Annotated in this window: 21 protein-coding genes; 5 read left to right on the plus strand and 16 right to left on the minus strand. The window is 63.1% G+C overall.

What is annotated here, in order from left to right; all coding sequences use genetic code 11:
* Nucleotides 1-20 precede the first annotated feature (20 nt).
* Both BUS06_RS35550 and BUS06_RS35555 read right to left on the minus strand, forming a co-directional pair.
* The gene (locus BUS06_RS35550) at nt 21-422 is read right to left on the minus strand and encodes a DUF302 domain-containing protein (protein ID WP_074268922.1); all 402 of its coding nucleotides are present in this window, start codon (nt 420-422) and stop codon (nt 21-23) included.
* A 79-nt stretch (nt 423-501) separates the two neighbouring features.
* Nucleotides 502-1116 carry a TetR/AcrR family transcriptional regulator gene (locus tag BUS06_RS35555; protein WP_074268923.1) on the minus strand — a complete coding sequence of 205 codons (615 nt, stop codon included), beginning with the start codon at nt 1114-1116 and terminating at the stop codon, nt 502-504.
* Nucleotides 1117-1210: 94 nt separating this feature from the next.
* Here BUS06_RS35555 and BUS06_RS35560 point away from each other — a divergent pair, with 94 nt between their 5' ends.
* Entirely contained in the window at nt 1211-2353 is a 1143-nt protein-coding gene (locus BUS06_RS35560; protein WP_074268924.1) for an MBL fold metallo-hydrolase, read from the plus strand.
* A 33-nt stretch (nt 2354-2386) separates the two neighbouring features.
* Here the strand turns inward: BUS06_RS35560 and BUS06_RS35565 are convergent, their stop codons facing one another.
* The 7 genes from BUS06_RS35565 to BUS06_RS35595 form a co-directional block, all read right to left on the minus strand.
* Complete coding sequence (locus BUS06_RS35565; protein ID WP_074268925.1) at nt 2387-3043, minus strand: DUF2894 domain-containing protein; 657 nt, start codon at nt 3041-3043, stop codon at nt 2387-2389.
* Between the two features lie 25 nt (nt 3044-3068).
* Nucleotides 3069-3719, minus strand: coding sequence for an OmpA family protein (locus tag BUS06_RS35570; RefSeq protein ID WP_074268926.1), 651 nt, complete (start codon nt 3717-3719; stop codon nt 3069-3071).
* On the minus strand, nt 3716-5812 hold the full coding sequence (locus BUS06_RS35575) for a DUF802 domain-containing protein (protein WP_074268927.1): 2097 nt from the start codon (nt 5810-5812) through the stop codon (nt 3716-3718). Before BUS06_RS35575 ends, BUS06_RS35570 begins: the two co-directional genes overlap by 4 nt.
* Nucleotides 5797-6579: a DUF3348 domain-containing protein gene (locus BUS06_RS35580; protein ID WP_074268928.1), complete on the minus strand. Its 783-nt coding sequence runs from the start codon at nt 6577-6579 to the stop codon at nt 5797-5799. Before BUS06_RS35580 ends, BUS06_RS35575 begins: the two co-directional genes overlap by 16 nt.
* A gap of 68 nt (nt 6580-6647) precedes the next feature.
* The gene (locus BUS06_RS35585) at nt 6648-7691 is read right to left on the minus strand and encodes an alpha/beta fold hydrolase (protein WP_074268929.1); all 1044 of its coding nucleotides are present in this window, start codon (nt 7689-7691) and stop codon (nt 6648-6650) included.
* Between the two features lie 231 nt (nt 7692-7922).
* Nucleotides 7923-9245 carry an ATP-binding protein gene (locus tag BUS06_RS35590; protein WP_074268930.1) on the minus strand — a complete coding sequence of 441 codons (1323 nt, stop codon included), beginning with the start codon at nt 9243-9245 and terminating at the stop codon, nt 7923-7925.
* Nucleotides 9242-9982: a response regulator gene (locus BUS06_RS35595; protein WP_074268931.1), complete on the minus strand. Its 741-nt coding sequence runs from the start codon at nt 9980-9982 to the stop codon at nt 9242-9244. The genes BUS06_RS35590 and BUS06_RS35595 overlap by 4 nt, the downstream gene beginning before the upstream one ends.
* A 409-nt stretch (nt 9983-10391) precedes the next feature.
* Here BUS06_RS35595 and BUS06_RS35600 point away from each other — a divergent pair, with 409 nt between their 5' ends.
* Nucleotides 10392-10961: a thioredoxin family protein gene (locus BUS06_RS35600; RefSeq protein ID WP_074268932.1), complete on the plus strand. Its 570-nt coding sequence runs from the start codon at nt 10392-10394 to the stop codon at nt 10959-10961.
* Nucleotides 10912-11232, plus strand: a complete 321-nt coding sequence (locus tag BUS06_RS37270; protein ID WP_083611744.1) for a DUF4148 domain-containing protein — start codon at nt 10912-10914, stop codon at nt 11230-11232. Before BUS06_RS35600 ends, BUS06_RS37270 begins: the two co-directional genes overlap by 50 nt.
* 16 nt (nt 11233-11248) lie before the next feature.
* Here the strand turns inward: BUS06_RS37270 and BUS06_RS35615 are convergent, their stop codons facing one another.
* The 4 genes from BUS06_RS35615 to BUS06_RS35630 all read right to left on the minus strand — a co-directional run bounded on the left by BUS06_RS35615 (nt 11249) and on the right by BUS06_RS35630 (nt 15578).
* A complete protein-coding gene (locus tag BUS06_RS35615; RefSeq protein WP_074268933.1) occupies nt 11249-12361 on the minus strand; it encodes an acetoin dehydrogenase dihydrolipoyllysine-residue acetyltransferase subunit in 1113 nt (370 codons plus the stop codon).
* Between the two features lie 2 nt (nt 12362-12363).
* Entirely contained in the window at nt 12364-13368 is a 1005-nt protein-coding gene (locus BUS06_RS35620; protein ID WP_074268934.1) for an alpha-ketoacid dehydrogenase subunit beta, read from the minus strand.
* Between the two features lie 38 nt (nt 13369-13406).
* Nucleotides 13407-14390: a thiamine pyrophosphate-dependent dehydrogenase E1 component subunit alpha gene (locus BUS06_RS35625; RefSeq protein ID WP_074268935.1), complete on the minus strand. Its 984-nt coding sequence runs from the start codon at nt 14388-14390 to the stop codon at nt 13407-13409.
* 99 nt (nt 14391-14489) lie between these two features.
* Entirely contained in the window at nt 14490-15578 is a 1089-nt protein-coding gene (locus tag BUS06_RS35630; protein ID WP_074269503.1) for an ATP-NAD kinase family protein, read from the minus strand.
* Nucleotides 15579-15998: 420 nt separating this feature from the next.
* Between BUS06_RS35630 and BUS06_RS35635 the strand changes: the two genes are divergently transcribed.
* The gene (locus tag BUS06_RS35635; RefSeq protein WP_074268936.1) at nt 15999-17996 is read left to right on the plus strand and encodes a sigma-54-dependent Fis family transcriptional regulator; all 1998 of its coding nucleotides are present in this window, start codon (nt 15999-16001) and stop codon (nt 17994-17996) included.
* Between the two features lie 45 nt (nt 17997-18041).
* Here BUS06_RS35635 and msrA read toward each other — a convergent pair whose 3' ends face one another.
* The 3 genes from msrA to BUS06_RS35650 form a co-directional block, all read right to left on the minus strand.
* Entirely contained in the window at nt 18042-18545 is a 504-nt protein-coding gene (gene msrA / locus BUS06_RS35640; RefSeq protein WP_074268937.1) for a peptide-methionine (S)-S-oxide reductase MsrA, read from the minus strand.
* A 220-nt stretch (nt 18546-18765) separates the two neighbouring features.
* The gene (locus BUS06_RS35645) at nt 18766-19887 is read right to left on the minus strand and encodes a sensor histidine kinase (RefSeq protein ID WP_083611745.1); all 1122 of its coding nucleotides are present in this window, start codon (nt 19885-19887) and stop codon (nt 18766-18768) included.
* Nucleotides 19888-20121: 234 nt separating this feature from the next.
* Nucleotides 20122-21015, minus strand: coding sequence for an SDR family oxidoreductase (locus BUS06_RS35650; protein WP_074268939.1), 894 nt, complete (start codon nt 21013-21015; stop codon nt 20122-20124).
* Nucleotides 21016-21123: 108 nt separating this feature from the next.
* On the opposite strand from BUS06_RS35650, the gene BUS06_RS35655 reads away from it, so the two are divergent.
* The gene (locus tag BUS06_RS35655) at nt 21124-21960 is read left to right on the plus strand and encodes a helix-turn-helix transcriptional regulator (RefSeq protein WP_074268940.1); all 837 of its coding nucleotides are present in this window, start codon (nt 21124-21126) and stop codon (nt 21958-21960) included.
* The last annotated feature ends 43 nt before the right edge of the window (nt 21961-22003 follow it).

Here is a 22003-nt window from a genome sequence, read left to right on the forward strand (position 1 = left end):
TGACTCGTACGCCGCTGCGCTCACTCAGCCGCGGCAGCCTGCACGAGCGAGACAACGGCGTCTATGGGTTTCATCAGATCCGCGGCGAGGCCATGCCGTTCCTGCAGATAGCTTGTCGCGTTATACGAGTACCAGACGCGGCCGTCGCCGTCCTGCCACACCAGCACCTTGAGCGGCAAATCGAGCGCGGCGGTGGGCACAGCCTGCATCAGCGGCGTACCGGCTCGCGGATTGCCGAACACGATCAATTGCGACGGATTCATCGCGAGCCCGGCGCGCTCCGCATCCGCCGCGAAATTGATGCGTGCAAACAGGAGGATGCCCTTGGCTTCGATCAGCGAGGCGAGTCTGTCGGCGGCTTGCTCCACCGTACGATGCGTCGGCACCGTGACGATGCCGTTTTCAGTTGCGGGTATAGACATGGTCGCTCCGAAGATCGCAGAAAGGACGGACGCTATAGCATAGGCCGGATTTCCCGCTCCTCTTCAGCTTTCACGCGCTTCATGCATAGCGCGCCAGAAACATATCCACTGCGGATTCCGCTACGTGCTTCTGTTCGGCCTTGCCAAGCGGTGGCTGCCCCATCGTCACCTGCGGCCAGAAAGCGAACGCTTTCACAAGACTCTGCAACTGCAGCGAAGCGAACACCGGATCCGTGGTCTTGAGACGCCCATCGGCCGCCGCGGCGCGGACCCATACGGTCAGGTCTTCTTCGCGCTCACCCATGCGGGCCACCATGTCGCGTGCGCGCTCCGGCGAATGAATGCCCGCCGCAATCGCCACCCGCGCGAGCGAGAGAAACGCCTCGTTATTCAGCAGGCTGAGCTTTTTCAGCAACAGTTGGAGCAACTGCGGGCGCAACGACTCCGAGGCAGAATAAGCCGGCGCCGCACCGGCGTCGCTCGACTCCCACAGTTGCCGCATGATCGCGGCGAACAGCGCTTCCTTGCTCGGAAAATGGTTGTAGACCGTGCGCTTGGAGACGCCGGCCCGAGCGGCGACGCGGTCCATGCTGGTGGCGTCGAAACCGGCCGCAAGGAATTCCTCGATCGCCGCACTGATGACGGCGGCGCGCTTGCGGTCGGTCAGACGAAGAGGCGTATCGCGGGTATCCATAGCCAAATTTTACACTATGCAGTTTACTTTTTTTCAGGATAAACTACACTGAACAGTCTACTTTCCGCCCACCTTCTGCATCGGGACGCCTTACATGACATCGTTCACCGGATCTATCCGCCGCGCTTTGGGCCTGACAGCAGCCCGTCGCGGGCGTGAGTCGTTCGACTCTTCAGCCCAGCACGACGGGGAACGCTTTCGCAACGTCAAGCCGCGTCCTGTCGAAGGATTCGGCAAGACCTTGAGCATCGCCTGGAACGTGTTGCTCAACAAGCCGGACGGCACGGTGCCGGCGGCCGCGATGCCCGTCGACGCGCTGACTCGCGAACAACTCGATGCGGCGCCGGATCGCAGCCTGTATCGCCTCGGGCATTCGACCATGCTGCTCAAGCTGCGCGGCGAATTCTGGATAACCGATCCGGTCTTCGCCGAACGGGCGTCGCCTTTCCGGCGCTTTGGCCCGAAGCGTTTTCACGCGCCGCCGATCGCACTGGCCGATCTGCCGCCGCTGCGCGGCGTGATTCTCTCGCACGACCACTACGATCACCTGGACCGCGAGACGGTGCTCGCGCTCGCCTCCAAAACCGGCGTGTTCCTGACGCCGCTGGGTGTCGGCGACCGCCTGATCGAGTGGGGCATCGATGCGTCGAAGGTCCGTCAGTTCGACTGGTGGCAAGGCACCGACATCGACGGCCTGACGTTTACCGCAACGCCTGGCCAGCATTTCTCCGGCCGCAGCCTCTTTGACGGCAACAGTACTTTGTGGGCCTCGTGGGTGATCGTCGATGGCGACCTGCGCGTGTTCTTCAGCGGCGACACCGGCTATTTCGATGGTTTCAAAGCCATCGGCGAGCGGCTCGGTCCGTTCGATGTGACGCTGCTCGAAACGGGCGCCTACGACGCGCAATGGCCGTATGTGCACATGCAGCCCGATGAAACCGTGCAGGCTCACGTCGATCTGCGCGGCCGCTGGATGGTGCCGATTCACAACGGCACGTTCGATCTGGCCATGCATCGCTGGCAGGAACCGTTCGAACGCGTGGTAGGACTCGCCATGTCACGCGGGATTCTGCTGGCGACGCCGCGCATGGGAGAACGGCTGGATCTGGGCGCGCCGCATCGCGGTCAGCGCTGGTGGCGCGAGGTTGCGGAGGCTGGCGTGGTGGTGGAAGAACCTAGGACGCTGCGGCGTCTGTTGGGTTGCCGCAATGCCGAGCAGACAAACTCGTCGAGCTAGCCTCTGCGGCGCGATTAACGGTAACGGTCAGCGCTAGCGGTGTTTGGCCCGGGCGCCCTTCTTCGCGCTTCCGGCACGCGGCGCGTCTTTACTCGCTGCAGTGTCGTCACCGTTCAGTTGCTCCATCCACGATAAGGCGTCGACGTACGACAGAAACTGCTGCAGATAACCCGGCGAGAGCTCACGCATTAGCGAAAGCGACCGATGCACGAGGCTGCTCGAATTGAGCGGCCCGGCATTGCCAGGCACCTGCTCCAGCGACTGGCGCAACTGACTCTCGGCGCTGAGCTTCGACCAGATCTCTCTGAAGTAATCGAGCAGATCGAGTTCGGGATACGAATGCAAGCGCGACGTGGGGTCATGCGCCGTCCGCGCATGATTGGCGATATAGGCGGTCAATTCAGCAAGCGCTCCGCGAGCGGACGGCACATTGCCCAACGACGACGCCACGGCCGTAGATCCAGCATCTGTATCACACGACGCGGTGCGTTCAAGATCCTGCGCATACGCCTCGACCAGCACAGAAAGCCTGTCGTCGAGAATACGTCGTGCCTCGCCGTTATGGCCGGCGGCCCGCCGCTCCAGCGCCTCAATGAAACGAAAGCGAACAGGGTTCAGACGATCCGCGCCGCACTCGCGCCAGGCGTCGAGAGTCGCGCGGACTCCGCTTTCCATATCGCTGCCGCTCATCTCGCCGCTGCCGTTACTGTTACCGCTAGTCACCGGATTTCACCGTAGCGCCAGACGACGGCCTCGGAACCGGTGCGATTTCCACGCGCCGATTGCGGGCACGTCCTGCTTCGTCGGCATTCGAACCGACCGGCTGCCCGGAGCCAAATGCGGCCGCAAATACTGAGGATGCCGGAATACCTTCATCGATCAACGCACGCGTCACCGTCAACGCGCGCTGGGCCGAGAGCTCCCAGTTGTCGGCAAAGCCGCGGTTAGCCCCCTTCACCTGACGGTCGTCGGTAAAGCCGCTCACCATCAGGATCTGGTCACTGGCCCGAAGATAGGCAGACAGCGGTCCGGCCAGGCTCTTCAAAACCTCGCGGCCCTCAGGCTGCAACTGATCCGAGTTCAGCGCGAACAACACGCTGCCATTGATGCCGATACGTCCGTTCACCAGCGTGACGCGTCCCGCTGCCAGCGGCCCCGCCAACGCCTGCTCGAGGGTCTTGCGGCGCTGCGTTTCCATCTGCCGCTGCTTGACCTCCTGTTCGAGCCGCGTCGAAAGTTCGAGCTGTACGCCAATCACACACACGAGGATCAGCACGAACGCGCCCAGCAACGCCGACATCAGATCGGCGAAGGCAGGCCATATCGGCGCGATCGCTTCCGCGCCGCCATCGATATCCTCGCTCATGCCGCATCGGCTCCGGCGGAAGCGCGCTGACTCGCGATCGTCTGCAGATCCTCGACGATCTGCTTCTGCGACATCATGCTCAGGTCGATCACTTCGCGAGCCTGCGCCACGTAGTAGGCAAGCTGTTCGTCGCTGCGCGCGAGGGACTTGTCCAGCGCGGTTTCGATGCGCTGCAGATGGGCGACGAGCTTGTCGTTCGACTCGCCGAACATCTGCACGGCCGCCCCGAACGCTTCGCCGAGACTCGCCACTTCGACGGCGCTGCCGGTCACCTGCGCGGCCACAGCGCCGAGCTTGCCGGTTTCAGCTTCGACCTTGTCGGTGAACTGCGTGCCGACGCGATCCAGCAGATCTGCCGAGGTGGACACCAGCGCATCCACGGCCGAGCGCTGTTCCGTGGACGCGTGGTTGACGGCGTCGAGCAGCGTCTCCAGCGTAGCCAACAGACGGCTGCGTTCTTCGAGCATCGCGGTATCGCGGACCATGCTGTCGGAGAGTTTCTGGCGCAATTCGGCGACGACTTCAGCCGCCGCTTTCGGTGCTTCCGAAGCCGCTTGCACGAGCCGCGAAATCTCGGCAATCGTCTCGCTGGCGTGCGCCTGACTCTGAGCGGATATGTCCCGCGCGGTTTGCTCCAACGTTGTGCAGATTTCCTGTTGCCGGTTTGCGGTGCTGGTGCCTGCCTGCTCCCACTCCCTGGCAAGGGACGCCGCCATCGAGCCAAGCACCTGGGTCCACGCCGCCAGACGTTGTTCGTCGCGCGAAGCCAATTCCGTCTGCAAGTTCGCATGCGATTCGCTCACGGCGCGCAGGAGCGTCGCCGAGTGCTGTTCGAAGGTCGCTGCGGCGGCAACCAAAGCCTGCTCGTTGTGGCCCGCCAGCGTCTCGCCCGCGCGCTCTTGCCGCGTCAGAGCTTCGCTCCACGCTTGCGACACGCTGCCTGCCGTGGCATCCATGCGCGTAGATACGCTTTCCAGCAACGCCGCCGAGCGTTGCTCGAACGTCTCGGTGAAGCGCTGCAGCGAAGTATGCAGATTCTCCGCGAGCGCCTCGCTCGAACGTTGCTGTCCTGCCAGCGCCTCGGTCCAGATGCCCGCCACGTTCGTGGTAGCCGCTGCGAAGCCGCTCGACAGCCCATTCAATTGCCGTTCTACGGCCTGCGTCACGGTGTTGTGCAAGCCAGCGGTTTCGCGCGCGAGACCGGCCATCGTCGCTTCCATGACCGGCTGCAGCGCCGCGCTGGCGGCGCGGGCGCTATCGGCGACGCTCGCCCTCATCGACTGCTCCACCGAAGCCGCGAGGCGCGTGTAGGCGGCCGCAGCCTTGCTGTGGAAGGCATCCTGCGTGGCGATCTGCCGTTCGCTCAGGGCGACGCTCTGTTGCTCGATGGTGGCCATCATTGCCTGCAGACGATCGACCAGCGTCGGCATCATCTCAGCCTGCCGCTGCATCAGCTTGAAGGTCTCGTCACGCTGATGGGCCTGCGAGTAGACGCGTAGAGTCGTCGCCGCCTTGAGGTCGAGCAGTTGCGCCGCTTCGACCCGTTCGCGCCGGCACAGCGCGGAGAGCAGCCCAAGCATGGCGGAGGTGGCCACCCCGGCAATGGATGTACCGAACGCGAATCCCAACCCTTTGACCGGTGCGGCGAGCGAGGAGCGGATCGCATCGAGATCCGTCGCGCTCTGCAGCGCCTGGCCGGTGCCCCGCAGGGTCGCTACCATGCCCAGCAGCGTCCCCAGCATGCCCAGCAACACGAGCAGGCCGACCAGATACGGCGTCAACGCCGGTCCCGGCATGGCCACGCGCTCGCCCTCGACGCGCAGACGCACTGCATTGCGCAGGCTCGGATCGATCGGTTCGAGCCAGGCACCCAGACTGGACGGTCGCGCGGACAGCCCTGCGACGGCCCGCGTCAACGTGTTCGTACCCTGACTGTAGCGCCACAACTCAAGCGCGCCAGCGACGTAGCAGGCGCCCACAAGCAACGTCACGGTCAGCGCCAGCGGATTCGAGCCGATGTAGCCAACCCCGATCCAGCACACGGCGGCCAGACCGGCCAGAAAAACAGCGAGATTAATCAGATACTTGGACATAGCGTCCCGGTTACGGGGTGCAAAGGGGTGCGAAGAGCCGCAAGCAGCCCCTCGACCGGTTGAAAACGAACCTCCAGTTCGGCGAGCAACACGCTCTGCATATCCTTGCGGAACACGTTCTGCCATGCACCGGCTTTGACCGCTGAGGCCTCGCCCGCGGCTTCTGCGTCGGCAAGGGAAGCCTGCTCGGCCAGACGCAGGCGGTCGAAATGTCCGGCGAGCATGCCGGGGACAGCCGTCAGCAGATTCCGCTCACGCGGGCTCAGAGCACGCTCCATGACGGCGTCGACGACCGCGAGGCGGGCCATGGCCGGCGTTCTGGCGGCCAGCATGGCCCGCAGCCGGCCGCGCAGGTTGCCGATGTCGGTCTCCATGGTCTGCTGGATCGACTGGTATTGCTGACGAAACACCGCGTAATCGAGCACCGTCCCGGTAGAAGCCGCTTGTGCACGCTCTCTCGGCGAACCGCGCCGGTTGGTGGCAGAGAGCGTGGTCTCGCGGATGATGGTACTCGTCAGCGAAGCGCGCACGCGGGCGCACTCGCTCTCCTCCGCGCTGCCGAACGCCCGCGCACCGGGCGCGACGACCGGCGGGTTGCCGCTCAGCGCGGTGGAAAGCCCAATGGCATCGGTCCAGCCGAGCCATTGGCTGAGCCGGTCCGAGAGCGATTGGCTCGATTCGGCGACCTCGACGTCCGTCAGACGGGCGAGTAAGCGAATAAGTGCCGGACCGCTGGAAGCTGCTGTACGCTGCGAAGCTTGCACCATTCCGTCAGAGGCAAAAAAGGCAGCAGTTTACACTCAGACGGGATGAAGGCGGCCGGATTGCCTCACGGTTAGAGTCGGGCGACGTCGAGGATGGCGTCGGCAAAGGCCTTCGGCGCTTCCTGGGGCAGGTTGTGTCCGATGCCGCCGTCGATGTTCCGGTGTTGATACTTGCCGGTGAACTTCTTCGCGTAGGCGGCCGGTTCGGGATGCGGTGCGCCGTTGGCATCGCCTTCCATGGTGATGGCCGGAACCGAGATGGCCGGCGCTGTCGCGAGACGCGCTTCGAGTGCGTCGTACTGCGGTTCGCCCTGAGCCAGACCAAGACGCCAGCGGTAGTTGTGAATCACCACGGCCACATGGTCCGGATTGTTGAACGACTCAGCCGAGCGGTCGTAAGTCGCATCGTCGAAATTCCATTTAGGCGACGCGAGGCGCCAGATCAGCTTGTTGAAGTCGTGACGGTTCGCTTCATAACCCGCCTGGCCACGCTCCGTGGCGAAATAGAATTGATACCACCACTGCAGCTCCGCCTTCGGTGGCAGGGGTGCCTTGCCCGCTGCCTGATTGCCGATCAGATAGCCGCTCACAGATACAATCGCCTTGACGCGTTGCGGCCACAGCGCGGCGATGATATCGACTGTGCGTGCGCCCCAATCGAAGCCGCCCAGAATTGCCTTGTCGATCTTCAAGGCGTCCATCAGCGCAATGATGTCCACGGCGACCACAGACTGTTGCCCGTTGCGCGGCGTATCCGCAGAGAGGAAGCGCGTCGAACCATAGCCACGCAGATACGGCACAATGACGCGATAGCCCGCGGCGGCAAGTATCGGCGTCACCTCGGCGAAGCTGTAGATATCGTACGGCCATCCGTGCAGCAGAATGACGACAGGGCCGTTCTGCGGGCCCGCTTCTGCATACCCAATGCTCAGTGTCCCGGCGTTGATCTGGCGAAGGTTGTCGAACGAAGCAACGCGCGTTGCGCCCGGTGTATTCGCCGACGTGCTGTTCGATTGTGCTTTGGCGAGTCCGCTCAGGCCCAACTCCAGCAGGCTGATCCCAGCCACGGTCGTCCCCAGCAGAAGACGACGTCGATTATTGATCTGTTCCGGCATCACTGATTCTCCTCAAAGAATGGTCACAGGTGGTTCGCATACACGCCCTTTAGGACGTCTGATTTGCGCAGCCAGAGCGTCTGGCGTGGAAGTATTAAAGCCCGTGGACGTATCTGGCTTGTGTCCTGGAGTAGCGCCAGTGCAAGCGTTTGTATTTATCGAGGATGGAGATACATTGCGATACAAAACGACGGAGGCGGCAGGTTCAACCGCCGCCTCCGTCCGGAAACGCTAGCGAACGCTCTTCAATACGAGCCTGGCTTCCAGACCGCCTTCCGGACGGTTCTGCAATGAGAGCGATGCGTCCATCGCCAAAGCGAGTTGACGAGCAATAGCGAGGCCGAGTCCCGTACCCCCCGTGCCGCGGTTGCGCGATCCTTCCAGCCGATAGAACGGCTCGAACACCGCGTCCAGCGATTCGGCCGGAATACCCGGCCCGCGATCGAGCACGGAGATTGTCACTTGCCCGTCCTGCGAAGCGGCCAATCTGATTTCAGCCGAGCCGCCGAACTTCAGCGCGTTGTCAACCAGATTGCCCACGATCCGGCGCAACGCCTGGGGGCGCGTCACTAACGCGGTGGAGATTTGCCCATGCAGCGACACGTCCTTGCCGGCATCCACGTAGTCGAGCACAAGGCTGTCGAATAGTGCATCCGGATCGATCCGCAACGGCGCCTCGGTGGCACCGTGCATGGTGCGCGCATACGTGACACCTTCCTTGACCATCGTTTCCATTTCCCGCAGGTCCTGCTGCAGTTTTACACCCTCGGCACTGTCGTCCATCACATCGAGGCGCAAACGCATGCGCGTGATCGGTGTTTGTAAGTCATGCGAAATTGCCGCGAGGATCTGCAGGCGCTCGGTCATGTACATCTTTATACGGTCCTGCATGGCATTGAATGCCCGCGCTGCGCGTGCCACTTCGTCCGGTCCGTCTTCGGGTAGACGCTCCGCTTTGAGATCGGGGCCGAGCGTATCGGCCGCCCGCGCCAACTGGCTCAATGGGCGCGTCGCGATGCGTACGGCCAGCCAGCAGCATGCGGCCAGCACCACCAGCTGCAGCACCAGCACCCACGACAACCACGGTGACAGCGGCGCACTGGGCATGGGGTGATAGTCGATCGTCAGCGGCGTGCCGTCACTCAGTTGCAGATGAACCTGCAGACGATCTGGGTCGCCCGGTACGGCGTTGGCCGTGAGCGGATAGCGCTTGCCGATGCCATCCGCGATGGATTGCGCCACCTTCGCCGAGAGCGCCGCGTCAGGAGGCGTACCGCTTACGCCCGGCCCTAGCGCGAAGGTATAGGTGCGCCGCGCCAGCCGCGGCAGCCATTCGGCACGCTCGCTGGGCGGCAGATGATCGAGCAACGCAACCGAGCTCGTAACCTCGCGCTCGATGTAACCCATCATCACGTTGGTCATGGTCTGGTCCCGCTCCGTCCTGGTGAGCCAGACCGACAGCGTTTGCACCAGCGCAAGGCTGACAAACAGAATCAGCGCGAGCCGGGCGAACAGCGTGCGCGGCGGCCATCGCAGCAAGGCATTGCGTTTCATTGATCGCCTTCGACCATGGTCACGGCAGCAGAGAACACGTAGCCCTCGCTACGCAGCGTCTTGATGTAGCGCGGTTCGCGTGCGGTGTCCTGCAGGCGCTGCCGCAAACGGCTCACCAGCAGATCGATCGAGCGGTCGAACGCGTCGGCCTGACGGCCCTGGGTCAGATTGAGCAACTGGTCTCGCGTCAGCACGCGTTGCGGGTGATCGAGAAATACGCGCAGCAGGCGGTACTCCGCGCCACTCAGGGCCACCATGGTGCCCTCGGCGTCGAGCAGATGACGCGCGACAGTGTCGAGCCGCCAGTCGCCAAAGCTGATCATCGGCGAGGTTTCCGTCACCTGCATGCCGGGCGGCAGCATCCTCGCGCGGCGCAAGACCGAGCGGATGCGCGCCAGCAGTTCGCGCACGGCAAACGGCTTGGACAGGTAATCGTCGGCGCCCATTTCCAGCCCGACAATGCGATCCGTCTCTTCGCTGCGGGCGGTCAGCATCAAAACCGGCACCGCGCGAAACTTGCCCGCACGCAATTCGCGGCACAGGACGAGACCATCCTCTCCGGGCATCATCAGGTCGAGCACGATCAGATCAGGCGCACCCTGCTCCAGCACGGCGCGCATCTGGCGACCGTTAGCGGCCAGCGATACGCGCATGCCGTTCTTCTCGAGATAGGTCGCAATGAGTTCGCGGATGCCGCGATCGTCATCGACGATCAGGATGTGGTCGGTGTTTTCCATCAATGGCTCAATCCTTCCGACGATTGACGCGCACACGGTTCACGTTGACCAGCAAACACTGCACGGGGTGCGCCATCTCCGCTGCAAGTCCGCCCGCCAGGAAGGCGAGAATTGCCATCAGCCGCCTCATACGTCCTCCGCGACTGACTGGTTCGCGCCATTGGCCACGCTGACCTCCAGCGTATACGGGTCGATGCCTTCAAGGCAATCGACGGGCAGTTGGGCACTCATGGGATTCTCCACCATAGGAATGGCTGCTTTATAGCCTGGTACCGGCGAGGCTTTGTATCCCAATGTATCTGGGCATTCCCGCGACACAAAACATTGCACTGCAGCCACCGCGGCGACACAAGCCAGATACGAACGGGCGTTCCAATACAGCCATCCCGTTCAACGAAAGGCCCCTGACATGTTCTCCAACTTCAAATCCGTCGCCGCCACGATCCTGTTTGCCGCCACCGTGGCTGGCGGTGCCGCTGCCATTACCGCTCTCGCGGCGAGTCCGGCCGCGGCCCCGGCTGCCACCCTTCCCGGCAAAAACAATACCGCTCCGGATTTCACCGGTATCGACAACTGGATCAATAGCAGCCCGCTGACTATGCAGCAGTTGCGCGGCAAGGTGGTGCTGGTCGACTTCTGGACCTACACCTGCATCAACTGTATCGACGTGCTGCCTCACGTGAAGGCCTGGAATCAGCAGTTCAGCAATCAGGGGCTGGTGGTAGTGGGCGTCCACACCCCCGAGTATCCGTTCGAACGCAACACGGACAACGTCAAGGAAGCGATCAAGCGCCTCGGCATCACCTACCCCGTCGCGCAGGACAACCACTATGCGACGTGGAACGCCTACGACAACGAGTATTGGCCGGCGTTCTACCTGGTCGACAAGAAGGGACGCGTCGTCTACACGCATTTCGGTGAAGGTGCTTATGACCAGACCGAAGCGAAGATCAAATCCTTGCTGGCGGAAAACCCGTGATTCGTATCGCCATGCATCTGGGCATCGAGGTGATACACGACATTGCAATTCGCCGCTTTCCCGACACAAGCCCGATACGTCTGCGGGTTCAAATGCATCAACGCCGGCAACGACCGCCGCTCAACCGACGGTCGCCGCACAACCGCAGCAATGGAGTCCGAATCAAATCAACGTGACGCCGAAGACGCGTGCCGAAGTTCGTCATGAACTGGCTCAGGCCGAGCACGATGGCGAGATCGCCCGTCTGAACAAGTTGTATCAGGGTGGTTGATCGGCCTGCGCCACGGCTAGTCTCCGAAGAAGTCGTTAAGCAGGCGGTTCACCTCCGATGCAGCCTCCATCTGCACCATGTGCCCCTTCCCTTCAACGACATGCACAGAGACATCTCCTGCCAGTCCTTGCGCGTGACTGGCGGGAATGATCTGATCCTGCGCGCCCCAGATCACCAGCGTGCGCGGTGCGAGCGTTGCGAGGCGATCGCGATAGAGCTTGCGCTGCACGTTGCCTTCGAAGGCCGACGAGGCGATCTTCTGCAAAGCCTCGTTCACCCCCTCCAGACGCTTGTACTTGACGATGTCTTCGACCAGTTGACGGGTCACCAGCGAAGGATCCGCAAACAGCTTCGTCAGATGCGGTTTTATCGTATTGCGGCTGCTGCCAGTCACAAAGCCGTCGATATACTCGCGATTGATCTCCTTGCCGAGACCTGCGCCCGCGATCAACGACAACGAAGCAACCCGCTGCGGCGCCTTATCGGCGACCGTCATCGCGACGAGACTGCCCATCGAATGTCCGACCAGATGCGCGCGCCCGATACCGCGATCGTCGAGAAACGCGATTACGCTCGCCGCCAGTTCGTCCGCGTCGCCTGCCTCGACCGCCTTGCCTGACTCGCCATGCCCCGGCAGATCAAGCGCCCATACCGCGCGATGAGCGGCAAGATCGGCGTGATTGAAGAGCCAGTTATTCAGGTCACCCCCGAAACCGTGGATCAGGACCACAGGCGTGCCGCCCTCGCCGATCTTCAGATAGCGGATGGTGCGCCCGCCGATCTGCGCCTTCTCGGGTTGCGGCCCCGCGTCGGCGGTATCGGCGCTGGCCGGCACGAAGTCGCGCTGGAATGCTTCGACTGCCTGATCGATTTCCGCCTCCGTGGTCGCTTCGTCGGACACCACCGCCAGCAGTGCGCCCACCGGCAACGTATCGCCCTCCTGTGCGATCTGACGACGCAGGATGCCATCGAAAGCGCACTCGACGCCGGACGCGATCTTGTCCGTTTCGACGTCGAGCACTTCATCGCCTTTGCCGACCTTTTCGCCCAGCGCCTTGAGCCATCCGTTGACCTGCCCCTGCTCCATCGAGAGGCCCCACTTGGGCATCGTAATCATGTGAACCGGCATTGCTAGCTCCTCACTTTCCGCACCGCAGCGGCGATTTTTTCAGCCGACGGGATGTACATGTCTTCGAGCACTCCGGCAAAAGGCGCCGGCGTGTGCGGCGCCGTGACGAGTTCGATCGGCGCCTTCAGCGAGTGAAACGCGCGTTGCGCGACCAGCGCGGCGATATCCGTTGCCATCGAGCAGCGCGGATTGGCTTCGTCGACCACCACCACGCGTCCAGTACGTTCGGCGCTCTCGAGGATCGTTTCTTCGTCGAGCGGCGAGGTGGTGCGCAAATCGATGACTTCCACCTGGATGCCTTCCTTGGCGAGTTTCTCTGCGGCCTCGGTCGCGAAGTGCACCATGCGTCCATAGGTCACGATGGTGACGTCGTCGCCTTCGCGCACCACGTTCGCTTCGCCGAACGGAATCGCATACGACTCTTCGGGCACATCGCCTTCACGGCTGTAGAGCAGCTTGTGCTCACAGAAAATCACCGGGTCGTTATCGCGGATCGCCTGGATCAGCAGGCCCTTTGCGTCATACGGTGTGGACGGACACACCACTTTCAGCCCGGGAATGTGAGTGAATAGCGAGGTCAACATCTGCGAATGCTGGGCCGCTGCCCGCAAACCGGCGCCCTGCATCGCGCGGATCACTACCGGCGTTACCGCTTTTCCGCCGAACATATAGCGAAACTTGGCGGCCTGATTGAAGATCTGATCGAAGCACACGCCCATGAAGTCGATAAACATCAACTCCGCGACCGGACGCATTCCACAAGCGGCCGCGCCCACTGCCGCGCCGATATAACCGCCTTCCGAGAGCGGCGTATCGAGCACGCGCCCCGGATATTTGTGAAAGAGCCCCTTCGTTACACCGAGCACGCCGCCCCATGCGTCCTGCTCGCCGGGCGAACCTGCGCCGCCCGCGTTGTCCTCACCCATCACGATGACGCTTTCGTCGCGCGCCATCTCCTGACTCAGCGCTTCGTTGATCGCCTGAGAAAATGTGATCTTCCGTGCCATTTCCGCCTCCAATGCCAATGGTTAGATATGCTTTGCGTTTACGGATAAGACACGTAGACATCAGTCAACAGATCCTCGGCGGTCGGCAAAGGCGCCGCCTTGGCCTCTTTCACCGCATCGTCGATCAGTTGCCTGACCTTGGCATCGACACCACGCAACTCATTGGAAGTAAGCATTTCCGCGCGTACAACACGCTCTTCGAAGCGCTTCAGGCAATCCTTCTCGTCACGCAGCTTCTGCACCTCACCCGGCGCACGATAGGTTTGCGCATCGCCTTCGAAATGGCCGAAATAGCGCGAGAACTTCACTTCGACGAGCGTCGGGCCGCCGCCATTGCGGGCACGCTCGATGGCTTCGCCCAGCGCCTCATGCACCGCGAAGAAATCGAAACCATCGACGATCACGCCCGGCATGCCGAAGCCGCTCGCCCGGTCGGCAATGTTGTCGGTAGCCACCGACCACGTCGACGAGGTCGCCTCGGCATAGCCGTTGTTTTCCGCCACGAAGATGGCCGGCAAGCGCCACACCGAAGCGAGATTCATCGATTCGAAGATCACCCCCTGATTCGACGCACCGTCGCCGAAGAAGCACACGCCGACGCCGCCGGTTTTCTTGTACTTGGCAGCGAGCGCCGCGCCGCAGATCAGCGGGCCGCCCGCACCGACGATGCCATTCGCGCCGAGCATCCCCTTCGACAGATCGGCGATATGCATCGAGCCGCCCTTGCCATGGCATACCCCTGTCTGACGACCGTAAATTTCGGCCATCATGCCGCGCACGTCGACGCCCTTGGCGATGCAATGGCCGTGACCGCGGTGCGTGGTGGCCACATAGTCCGCAATATCCAGATGCATCATCGTGCCCACCGCCGACGCTTCCTCGCCGGCATACAGGTGCACAAAGCCGGGAATCTCGCCGGTGGCGAATTCGACGTGCAGCCGCTCTTCGAATTCGCGGATCGTGCGCATCAACCGGTACGCCTCCAGTAGCTTTTCCTTGCTCAACTGACTCGAAACCGACATGGCGTGTCTCCTTGGAATGAATCAAATGCACTGCTACCTAAACAAGCGTCGCGCACGGCAGTTTGGAGCCACGGCTGACGCTGACTCAAATACGCTCTGCTAAGCGCCTGCGCCGGCCGCCGTCTGCATGACAGCGCCAGCCCTATAAGCCGCCTCGCGCATGAGCTGATGCGAAGCGCAATAGCGCAAGGTGCGCTCGACATCCACCGTGAGCGGGCCGTCCCAATCGAGCGAAATCTCATAGCGGTCGTCGCGCTCGAGCTCGAGCTCACGCTCACCGTCGAAGGCGAGCGTGCCGTGCCCGGTATTCAGCGGCGTCCACACGCCGGCCTCAAAGCGTTCGCAGGTGCGCAACGTCACCTGCTCGACGCGGCCGGGCGCGATCGGCGCGACGAGCGGCACACCCGGTTCGCCGTTGCGCCCAAAACACAAATGCAAGCCGTGCGGTGCGCTGCGTTCCACCGGAGCCCATGCGCCGCCAATCGACGACAGTCCGATGCCGTCGGGAGCCGCAAACGTCAAAAACAGCGTTTCGATATCCGCTGGTTCCGATACGGCCCGCGCGCCAACGAAGCGTTGACGGCTGACACACACGTCGACCAGCGCAATCTCTTCGCGGCCGCGATTTGGCCCTGCCACGCAGCGGACCACGAGGCGTTTGTTGCGCCTCAACGCGACCTCGGCCGGCACCGCGCCGGACGCGACGAGCGCGCCCGCGAGGCCGGCGACGGTTGCCTCGCGCATCTCAGGGAATGCGTTATTGGTGCCGGTGGAGAGCGTCAGCAAGGGCACTTGCGCGCAATGCGCGGCCACTGCGCGATGCGTGCCGTCGCCGCCCAGCACCGCGATCAGCCCAACTTCTGCGCGCACCATCGCAGCGACGCCGGCATGGGTGTCCGCCACGCTATCGGCAATCGGTTGTTCGAGGAATTCGACTTGAGGCCAACGCTGTGGGCCGGCGAGCGCCGTATGGGTATCGATTGCGCGCAGCAGGAGCGCCGCGACGCCGGTGCGATCACGCAAGGTCAGCACGCGCTCGACACCGACCACGCCGAGTCCCGCGAGCAGCCGCACGACCATGTTGGCCTTTTCCGATGTCGGGAACACCGACGCGTGGCTGGTGAGCCGGCGAATATCGCGTCCCGATGCGGGGTTCGCGATCACGCCGACCGTAATGGGCGATGGCACTGTCTTGTCTCCGGTCTTTTTTTGTGAAGCGCTGCCGACTGCTGCGCTTTCATGCATGACAAAGACACTGCAAAGGATGTGCCAAAAAACCCAAGCGGCACCGCATGACAACGAAAACCGCTTGTTTAAAGGGGTTTCCGTGGGCGACGCACTCGCTGGTCATGCGGAACGAACAGCATCAGATAGCCATTGAGACGTCTCAAGCCCTCGACTCGTACGCTCGCAGGCGTCTCACCGGGCCACGCAAAGATCACGGCAAGCCCCACCGCATAAGCATCAACGCGACAACCCCGCAGTCTCACGACCCGCTTGAGACAATCGTCTCAACCGTCTCGCATGCTGCATTGCAGTGTGATTGCGCACGTCAGATGTGCTACAAAAACAGCCTGCACTCACCGCGTGACTCGACGGGAGCCGGCCATGCCCTATGTCTCTCAAACCCAGCACGTCGACCGGGTGCGCGGCGCCATCGAGGGACGGCTGCCTGCGCCCGCTGGTTCGCCGCGTCTCGTGTCGTCATGGCAGCGCTCGTTCGAGGAATACCGGCTCGATCCGAGCTCCGTGATCGGACCGCGTGTGCTCACCTCCAATGAACTGCGCGAAGTGCGAAGCAAGGAAGAGGCCTTTCTGCGCGCATCGGGCCAGTGTCTGGCGCGCCTGCACGAGATGATTCGCGTGGCCGACTATTGCGTGATGCTGACCGATGCACATGGCGTCACGATCGACTACCGGATCGACCGCGACCGCCGCAACGACTTCAAACGCGCGGGGCTGTTCATCGGTTCATGCTGGTCGGAGCGCGAAGAAGGCACCTGCGGTGTGGCAAACGTCCTGACCGATCTGGCGCCGATCACCGTCCACAAGACCGATCACTTCCGCGCAGCGTTCACCACGCTGACCTGCAGCGCGGCCCCGATCTTTGCACCGAACGGGGAGATGATCGGCGTGCTCGACGCGTCGGCGGTGCAGTCGCCGGATAATCGCGATAGCCAGCGCCTCGTGCTGCAACTGGTGCGGCAAAGTGCGGTGCTCATCGAAGATGGCTATTTTCTCAATCAGACGGCACAGCACTGGGTTCTCTTCGGCCACGCGAGCCGCAACTTCGTCGAAGCGCAACCCGAAGTGCTGATCGCACTCGACGAAGGCGGCAACGTGGTCGCCGCGAATCGCAAAGCGCACGAATGCGTCCCAGGACTCAAGGAACCGCGTCACATCGACGAAGTCGTCGATGTGTCAGCCGAGCATCTGCATGACGCCGCGCGCAGCGATGCGATTGTCGGACTACGGGTGCGAGCCACCGGCATGATGCTGTATGCACGAATCCGCGCACCGCTTAGGCGCTCCGCACGCCACAGCAGCAGCAGCAGCAGCAGCAGCAACAGCAGCAACAGCAGCGGCAACGGCGGCAATCTCACGGCGGCAAGCACGGCGCGCGAAGCGCAGGCGGACAGCAACCTCGGTTCCCTCGCTCGCTTCCTGCATAGCGCGGATCGCCGTATCGCACAGAACGCGCAGGTAGCGTTGCGCGTTGCCGGCAAACGGCTACCGCTTCTCGTGCTTGGTGAGACCGGCGTCGGCAAGGAAGTATTCGCGCGTGCCGTGCACGACGCTAGCGAGCGTCGCACCCGCCCCTTTGTTGCGGTCAATTGCAGCGCGATTCCCGAAGCGCTGATCGAAAGCGAGTTGTTCGGCTATGCGCCCGGCGCCTTTACCGGCGCTCGCAGCCGTGGCGCAACCGGCAAGATCGCGCAGGCCCACACGGGCACGCTGTTTCTCGATGAGATCGGCGACATGCCGCTGAATCTGCAAACGCGTCTGTTGCGCGTGCTCGCCGAAGGCGAAGTGATACCGCTCGGCGGCGATGCACCGCAACAGGTGGATATCGACGTGATCTGCGCCACCCATCGCGATCTCGCGCAGATGGTGATGGAAGGGCTCTTCCGCGAGGACCTGTACTACCGGCTGACCGGCGCGACGCTAAGCATGCCGCCATTACGAGAACGCGCGGACATCCGCGATGTGATCGATGCGGTTTTCGACGAGGAAGCGCGCACGGCCGGCCATGTGCTGACGCTCGATGCGCAGCTCGCAGCGCATCTGTGCACGTATGCGTGGCCTGGCAACATCCGCCAGTTACGCAACGTGCTGCGCTACGCGTGCGCGATGTGCGAGTCGACGCGTGTGGAGATGCGGCATGTGCCGCCGGATATCGCGGCGCTGCTCGCGCCTGACGGCGATGGCCGGCGTGCGCAGGAAGCCAGTGGATGCGATGAACACGACGAACGCACCCGGATCATCGAAGCGCTCACGCGTCACCAATGGCGGCCCAATGCAGCCGCGGTCGCGCTCGGCATCTCGCGAGCGACCTTGTACCGGCGCATTGCCCGCCTGAAAATCTCCGGCCCGCATCGCGTGTGAGATGCCGCGGCCCGGCGGCTCAGCGGTACAGTCAGGCGGCTCCGCTCAAGCAGCGGGCAGCTTCCAGCCTTGCCGCACGAAGTGGCAGGTATATCCGTTGGGAATCCGCTCCAGATAATCCTGATGCTCCGGCTCCGCCTCCCAGAACGGACCTGCGGGCGCGATCTCGGTGACGACCTTGCCGGGCCACAGATCCGATGCGTCGACGTCTGCCACAGTCTTCAGGGCCACCTGCTTCTGCTCATCGCTGAGATAGAAGATGGCTGAGCGGTAGCTCAGCCCAATGTCGTTGCCCTGGCGGTTCTTCGTGGTCGGATCGTGGATCTGAAAGAAGAATTCGAGGATCTGGCGATAGCTGATCTTGCCCGGATCGAACACGATCTCGATGGCCTCGGCGTGCGTGCCGTGGTTGCGGTAGGTGGCGTTGGGTACGTCGCCGCCCGTGTAGCCCACACGCGTGGACAGTACGCCGGGGTAGCGGCGCAGCAGGTCCTGCATGCCCCAGAAGCACCCGCCAGCCAGGAGGGCGGTTTCGGTTTGCGTCGTCATATCGATTCTCTCCATGAGTGCGGTGACTTCACTGAGTCCGTCACTCGTCAATGAACAAGTTAGCGTGTTGGGGTTTGCCGCCGGGAGCTGCGGTTCGCATCAGGCAGGCATCGGAAGCAGCATGCCAGAAGTCGACCATTTCCGTCGACTCACAGGTCAGGCCGGTCGTGTCGCGATTGGCATCGACACGCCTGCCGGCGAATTCGGAAACTCCCGTGGTCTACGAACCCACAGGAATGCGGACGGAAAACCGGGTCCCAAACTCCACGGTAGACTGCACTTCCAGGGCTCCCGCGTGGGCACTCACGATCTGCTTGCAGATATAAAGGCCGAGGCCAAGGCCGCCTCCGGGCGCACTGGACGCTGGACGCCAGTACGGCTCGAAGACACGCGACAGCGTTTCCGGCGCGATCAGGTCGCCGCCATTGGCGACGGAAAGCACCAGTTCACCGGCATCGATCGATCCTTCTATCACGATGGGCGCATCCGGCGCGCCGTGGCTGATGGCATTGCCCAGAAGATTGGACAGCAACTGCTGCATACGCGCCAGATCGCAACGAACGGGAGCGGCAATGGCCAGATGACACAACACTTCGCGCGACGGGTTCGCTTCGCACAGTTCGTCGACGACGGCACGCAGGTGCTGCCCCAGGTCATCTACCGGCTGGAGAGAAACCGTGATTCCCGAGCCCAGACGACCGCGTGCGAAGTCCATCACATCGTCGATCAGCCGCGCCATGCGCGACGCGGTGGTTTTCAGACGCTTGCCGATATTTGCAATCTCGGGGTCCTGGACGCGGCGGCTCAAAAGCTCCGCGGTCGCTCCCACTGCAGCAAGCGGATTGCGCAAGTCATGCCCCAGCACCGCAATAAACTGCTCGCGCAGGGTCGCCGTCTCGCGTTCGTTCGACAGCAGCGCCTCGGTCGACCATTGGCGTTTCTCGCTGTCCAGTTGCATCCCGATCAGCGTCGCAAACACCTCGAACATGCGAACAATGCGCGGTTCCGAAACCTTCGCCGGGCGCGCATCGATCGCGCACAGGTTGCCGAAGTATTCGCCGCCCGGCAGGATGATCGGCACCGAGATGTAGCTTTCCAGACCGTAGATTGCAGGCGTGTGATGCCCGCAATAGGTCGCGTCCTGACTGAACTGGTCGATCACGATGGCGGTTCTCGCGGCGCGCGATTCGAAGCACAGCGTAGTGTGCAAGTCCAGCTGCCCGCCAGGTTGCAGGCCGAAGTCGACGGTATCGCGCACCGCACAGGCTGTCCAGGTCGCGTCGGTGACGCGTGCAACGGCCGCGAAACCCATGCCGGTTTCGTCGCAAATCATCTGAAGCATGGACGGTACGGCACCAATGCGCGCGACTGCGCCTATGTCGCGCGCGAGGGACTCCCGCGAGTCAATCGAGCTTGGTAAGTTGTTCACGTGTGGGATGTTGGCCGTCCGGATGGGTTTTATTTTGCCCTATTCCGGATCGGACTGGGGCCGCGAACAACCGGCGTTGCCCGCGGCAGGCGGATGCGCTGGGGGCGATCGCTTACCGTCAGGCTAACAGACCGCCGTCACCCGGCGTCACGAATGCTCGAAATAGCCGGGCTGGTCGATGTCGCCCAGAAGGTCCGGCCCGACTGCGTGCCAGTCCAGCGTTGCCTGAGTGCGGTGGCTCGAGGTCGGCGCATCCATTGCCGCGAACATCCCAAACCAGCCGAAATGCTCGTTCATTGCCTCTGGACGCTTGCTGACGACCGGCAGGTTCAGACGACGGCCGATCACGCTGGCGATCTCCCTGAACGGCACGCCCTGATCGGTAACCGCGTGGTATCGCGCGCCGGCCTCGCCTTTCTCAACCGCAAGCCGGTAAAGACGGGCCGCATCGCGACGATGAACGCCAGGCCAGCGGTTGAGTCCTTCGCCCACGTAGGCCGACACCCCTTTCTCGCGCGCGATAGCGATCACCCTCGGAATAAAGCCGTGGTCGCCGACGCCATGCACCGAGGGCGCAAGGCGCACGGTGCAGACATTGATGCCGCGCGCGAACAGCGAGGCCGCCACCTGCTCCGGCGCACGCGGGAAGGCGGGATCGAAAGGCCGGACGTCTTCTTCGGTCGCGAGGCGCCCCGGTGCCAGCAGCGCGACCCCGGAGGTGACGATCAGTTGCCGGTCGGAGCCTTCGAGCGCGTCGCCGAGCGCCTCGAGCGCACGCCGTTCCGTCTCGCAGTTCTCGGCAAACTTAGTGAAGTCATGATTGAAGGCGGTGTGAATCACGCTGTCCGCGGCGAGTGCGCCGCGCTGCAGGCCGTCCAGCTCTTCGAGCGAGCCGCGCTGTACTTCGGCGCCTGCCGCGACAAGCGCCGCGGCTCCGGCGTCCGAGCGCGCGAGACCGAGCACCTCGTGCCCCGCCTCGATCAATTCCTTGACGACCGCAGAGCCGACAAAACCCGTTGCGCCGGTCACAAAAACTTTCATGGAAACTCTCCTGAGCCAAAGTGGACAGGAGAGATTCTTGGCGCGTACCCTATCAGGGTAAAGTAGTGACGTTATACAGGTATATCGACTAACAGCGTGAGGGTAAGCATGCCGGCCGCGAATGAAAATCCGCTGGGTACCTATTTGAGGGATCGCCGTACGAAACTGGATCCCGCCACCTTCGGCATTGCGTTGACCCGCCGGCGCACACCGGGGTTGCGGCGCGAAGAAGTCGCGCAGCGGGCCAACGTCAGTGCGACCTGGTACACCTGGCTCGAACAGGGCCGGGGCGGAGCGCCCTCCGCTGAAGTGCTGGAACGCATCGCGCGGGCGCTGCTGCTGACCGATGTCGAGCGCGAACATCTGTTTCTACTCGGCCTGGGCCGCCCGCCGGAGGTCCGCTATCAGACAAGCGGTGGGGTGACACCGCGCTTGCAGCACGTGCTCGATGCGCTGGAGCCAAGCCCCGCCCTGATCCGCACTGCTACATGGGACGTCGTCGCGTGGAACCACGCCGCCGCTGCGACGCTCGTCGACTACGGCGCGCTGCCGCCGGAGCAACGCAATATCCTGCGCAGTGTTTTCTGCGACCCCCGCGTGCGCGCCGCGCAAACCGATTGGGAAACCACCGCGCGCTTCGTCGTAGGCGCATTCCGGGTGGATGCCGCGCGCGCCGGAGCCACCAGTCAGGTCGCCGCGCTAGTGGAGGAACTTTGCCAGGTCAGCCCAGAATTCGCCGCGATGTGGCGCGACCATGACGTGCGCGCACACGGCGAGGGGGTCAAGCATTTGCGGCATCCGATCGCCGGTATGATCGCGTTCGAATACTCAGCGTTTGCCGTCGACGGTCGACCGGATCTTCATATGGTGGTCTACAACCCGGCAACGCCACACGATGCGGACCTGGTAAAGTCGTTGATCGAGTCGCGTGCCGTCACGGCTTAGTGACAGCACGACAGCACGGGCACGCTGACGTAACGGTGATTCG

Origin of the sequence: Paraburkholderia phenazinium (assembly GCF_900141745.1) — a bacterium.
GTDB classification, from domain to species: Bacteria; Pseudomonadota; Gammaproteobacteria; order Burkholderiales; family Burkholderiaceae; genus Paraburkholderia; species Paraburkholderia phenazinium_B.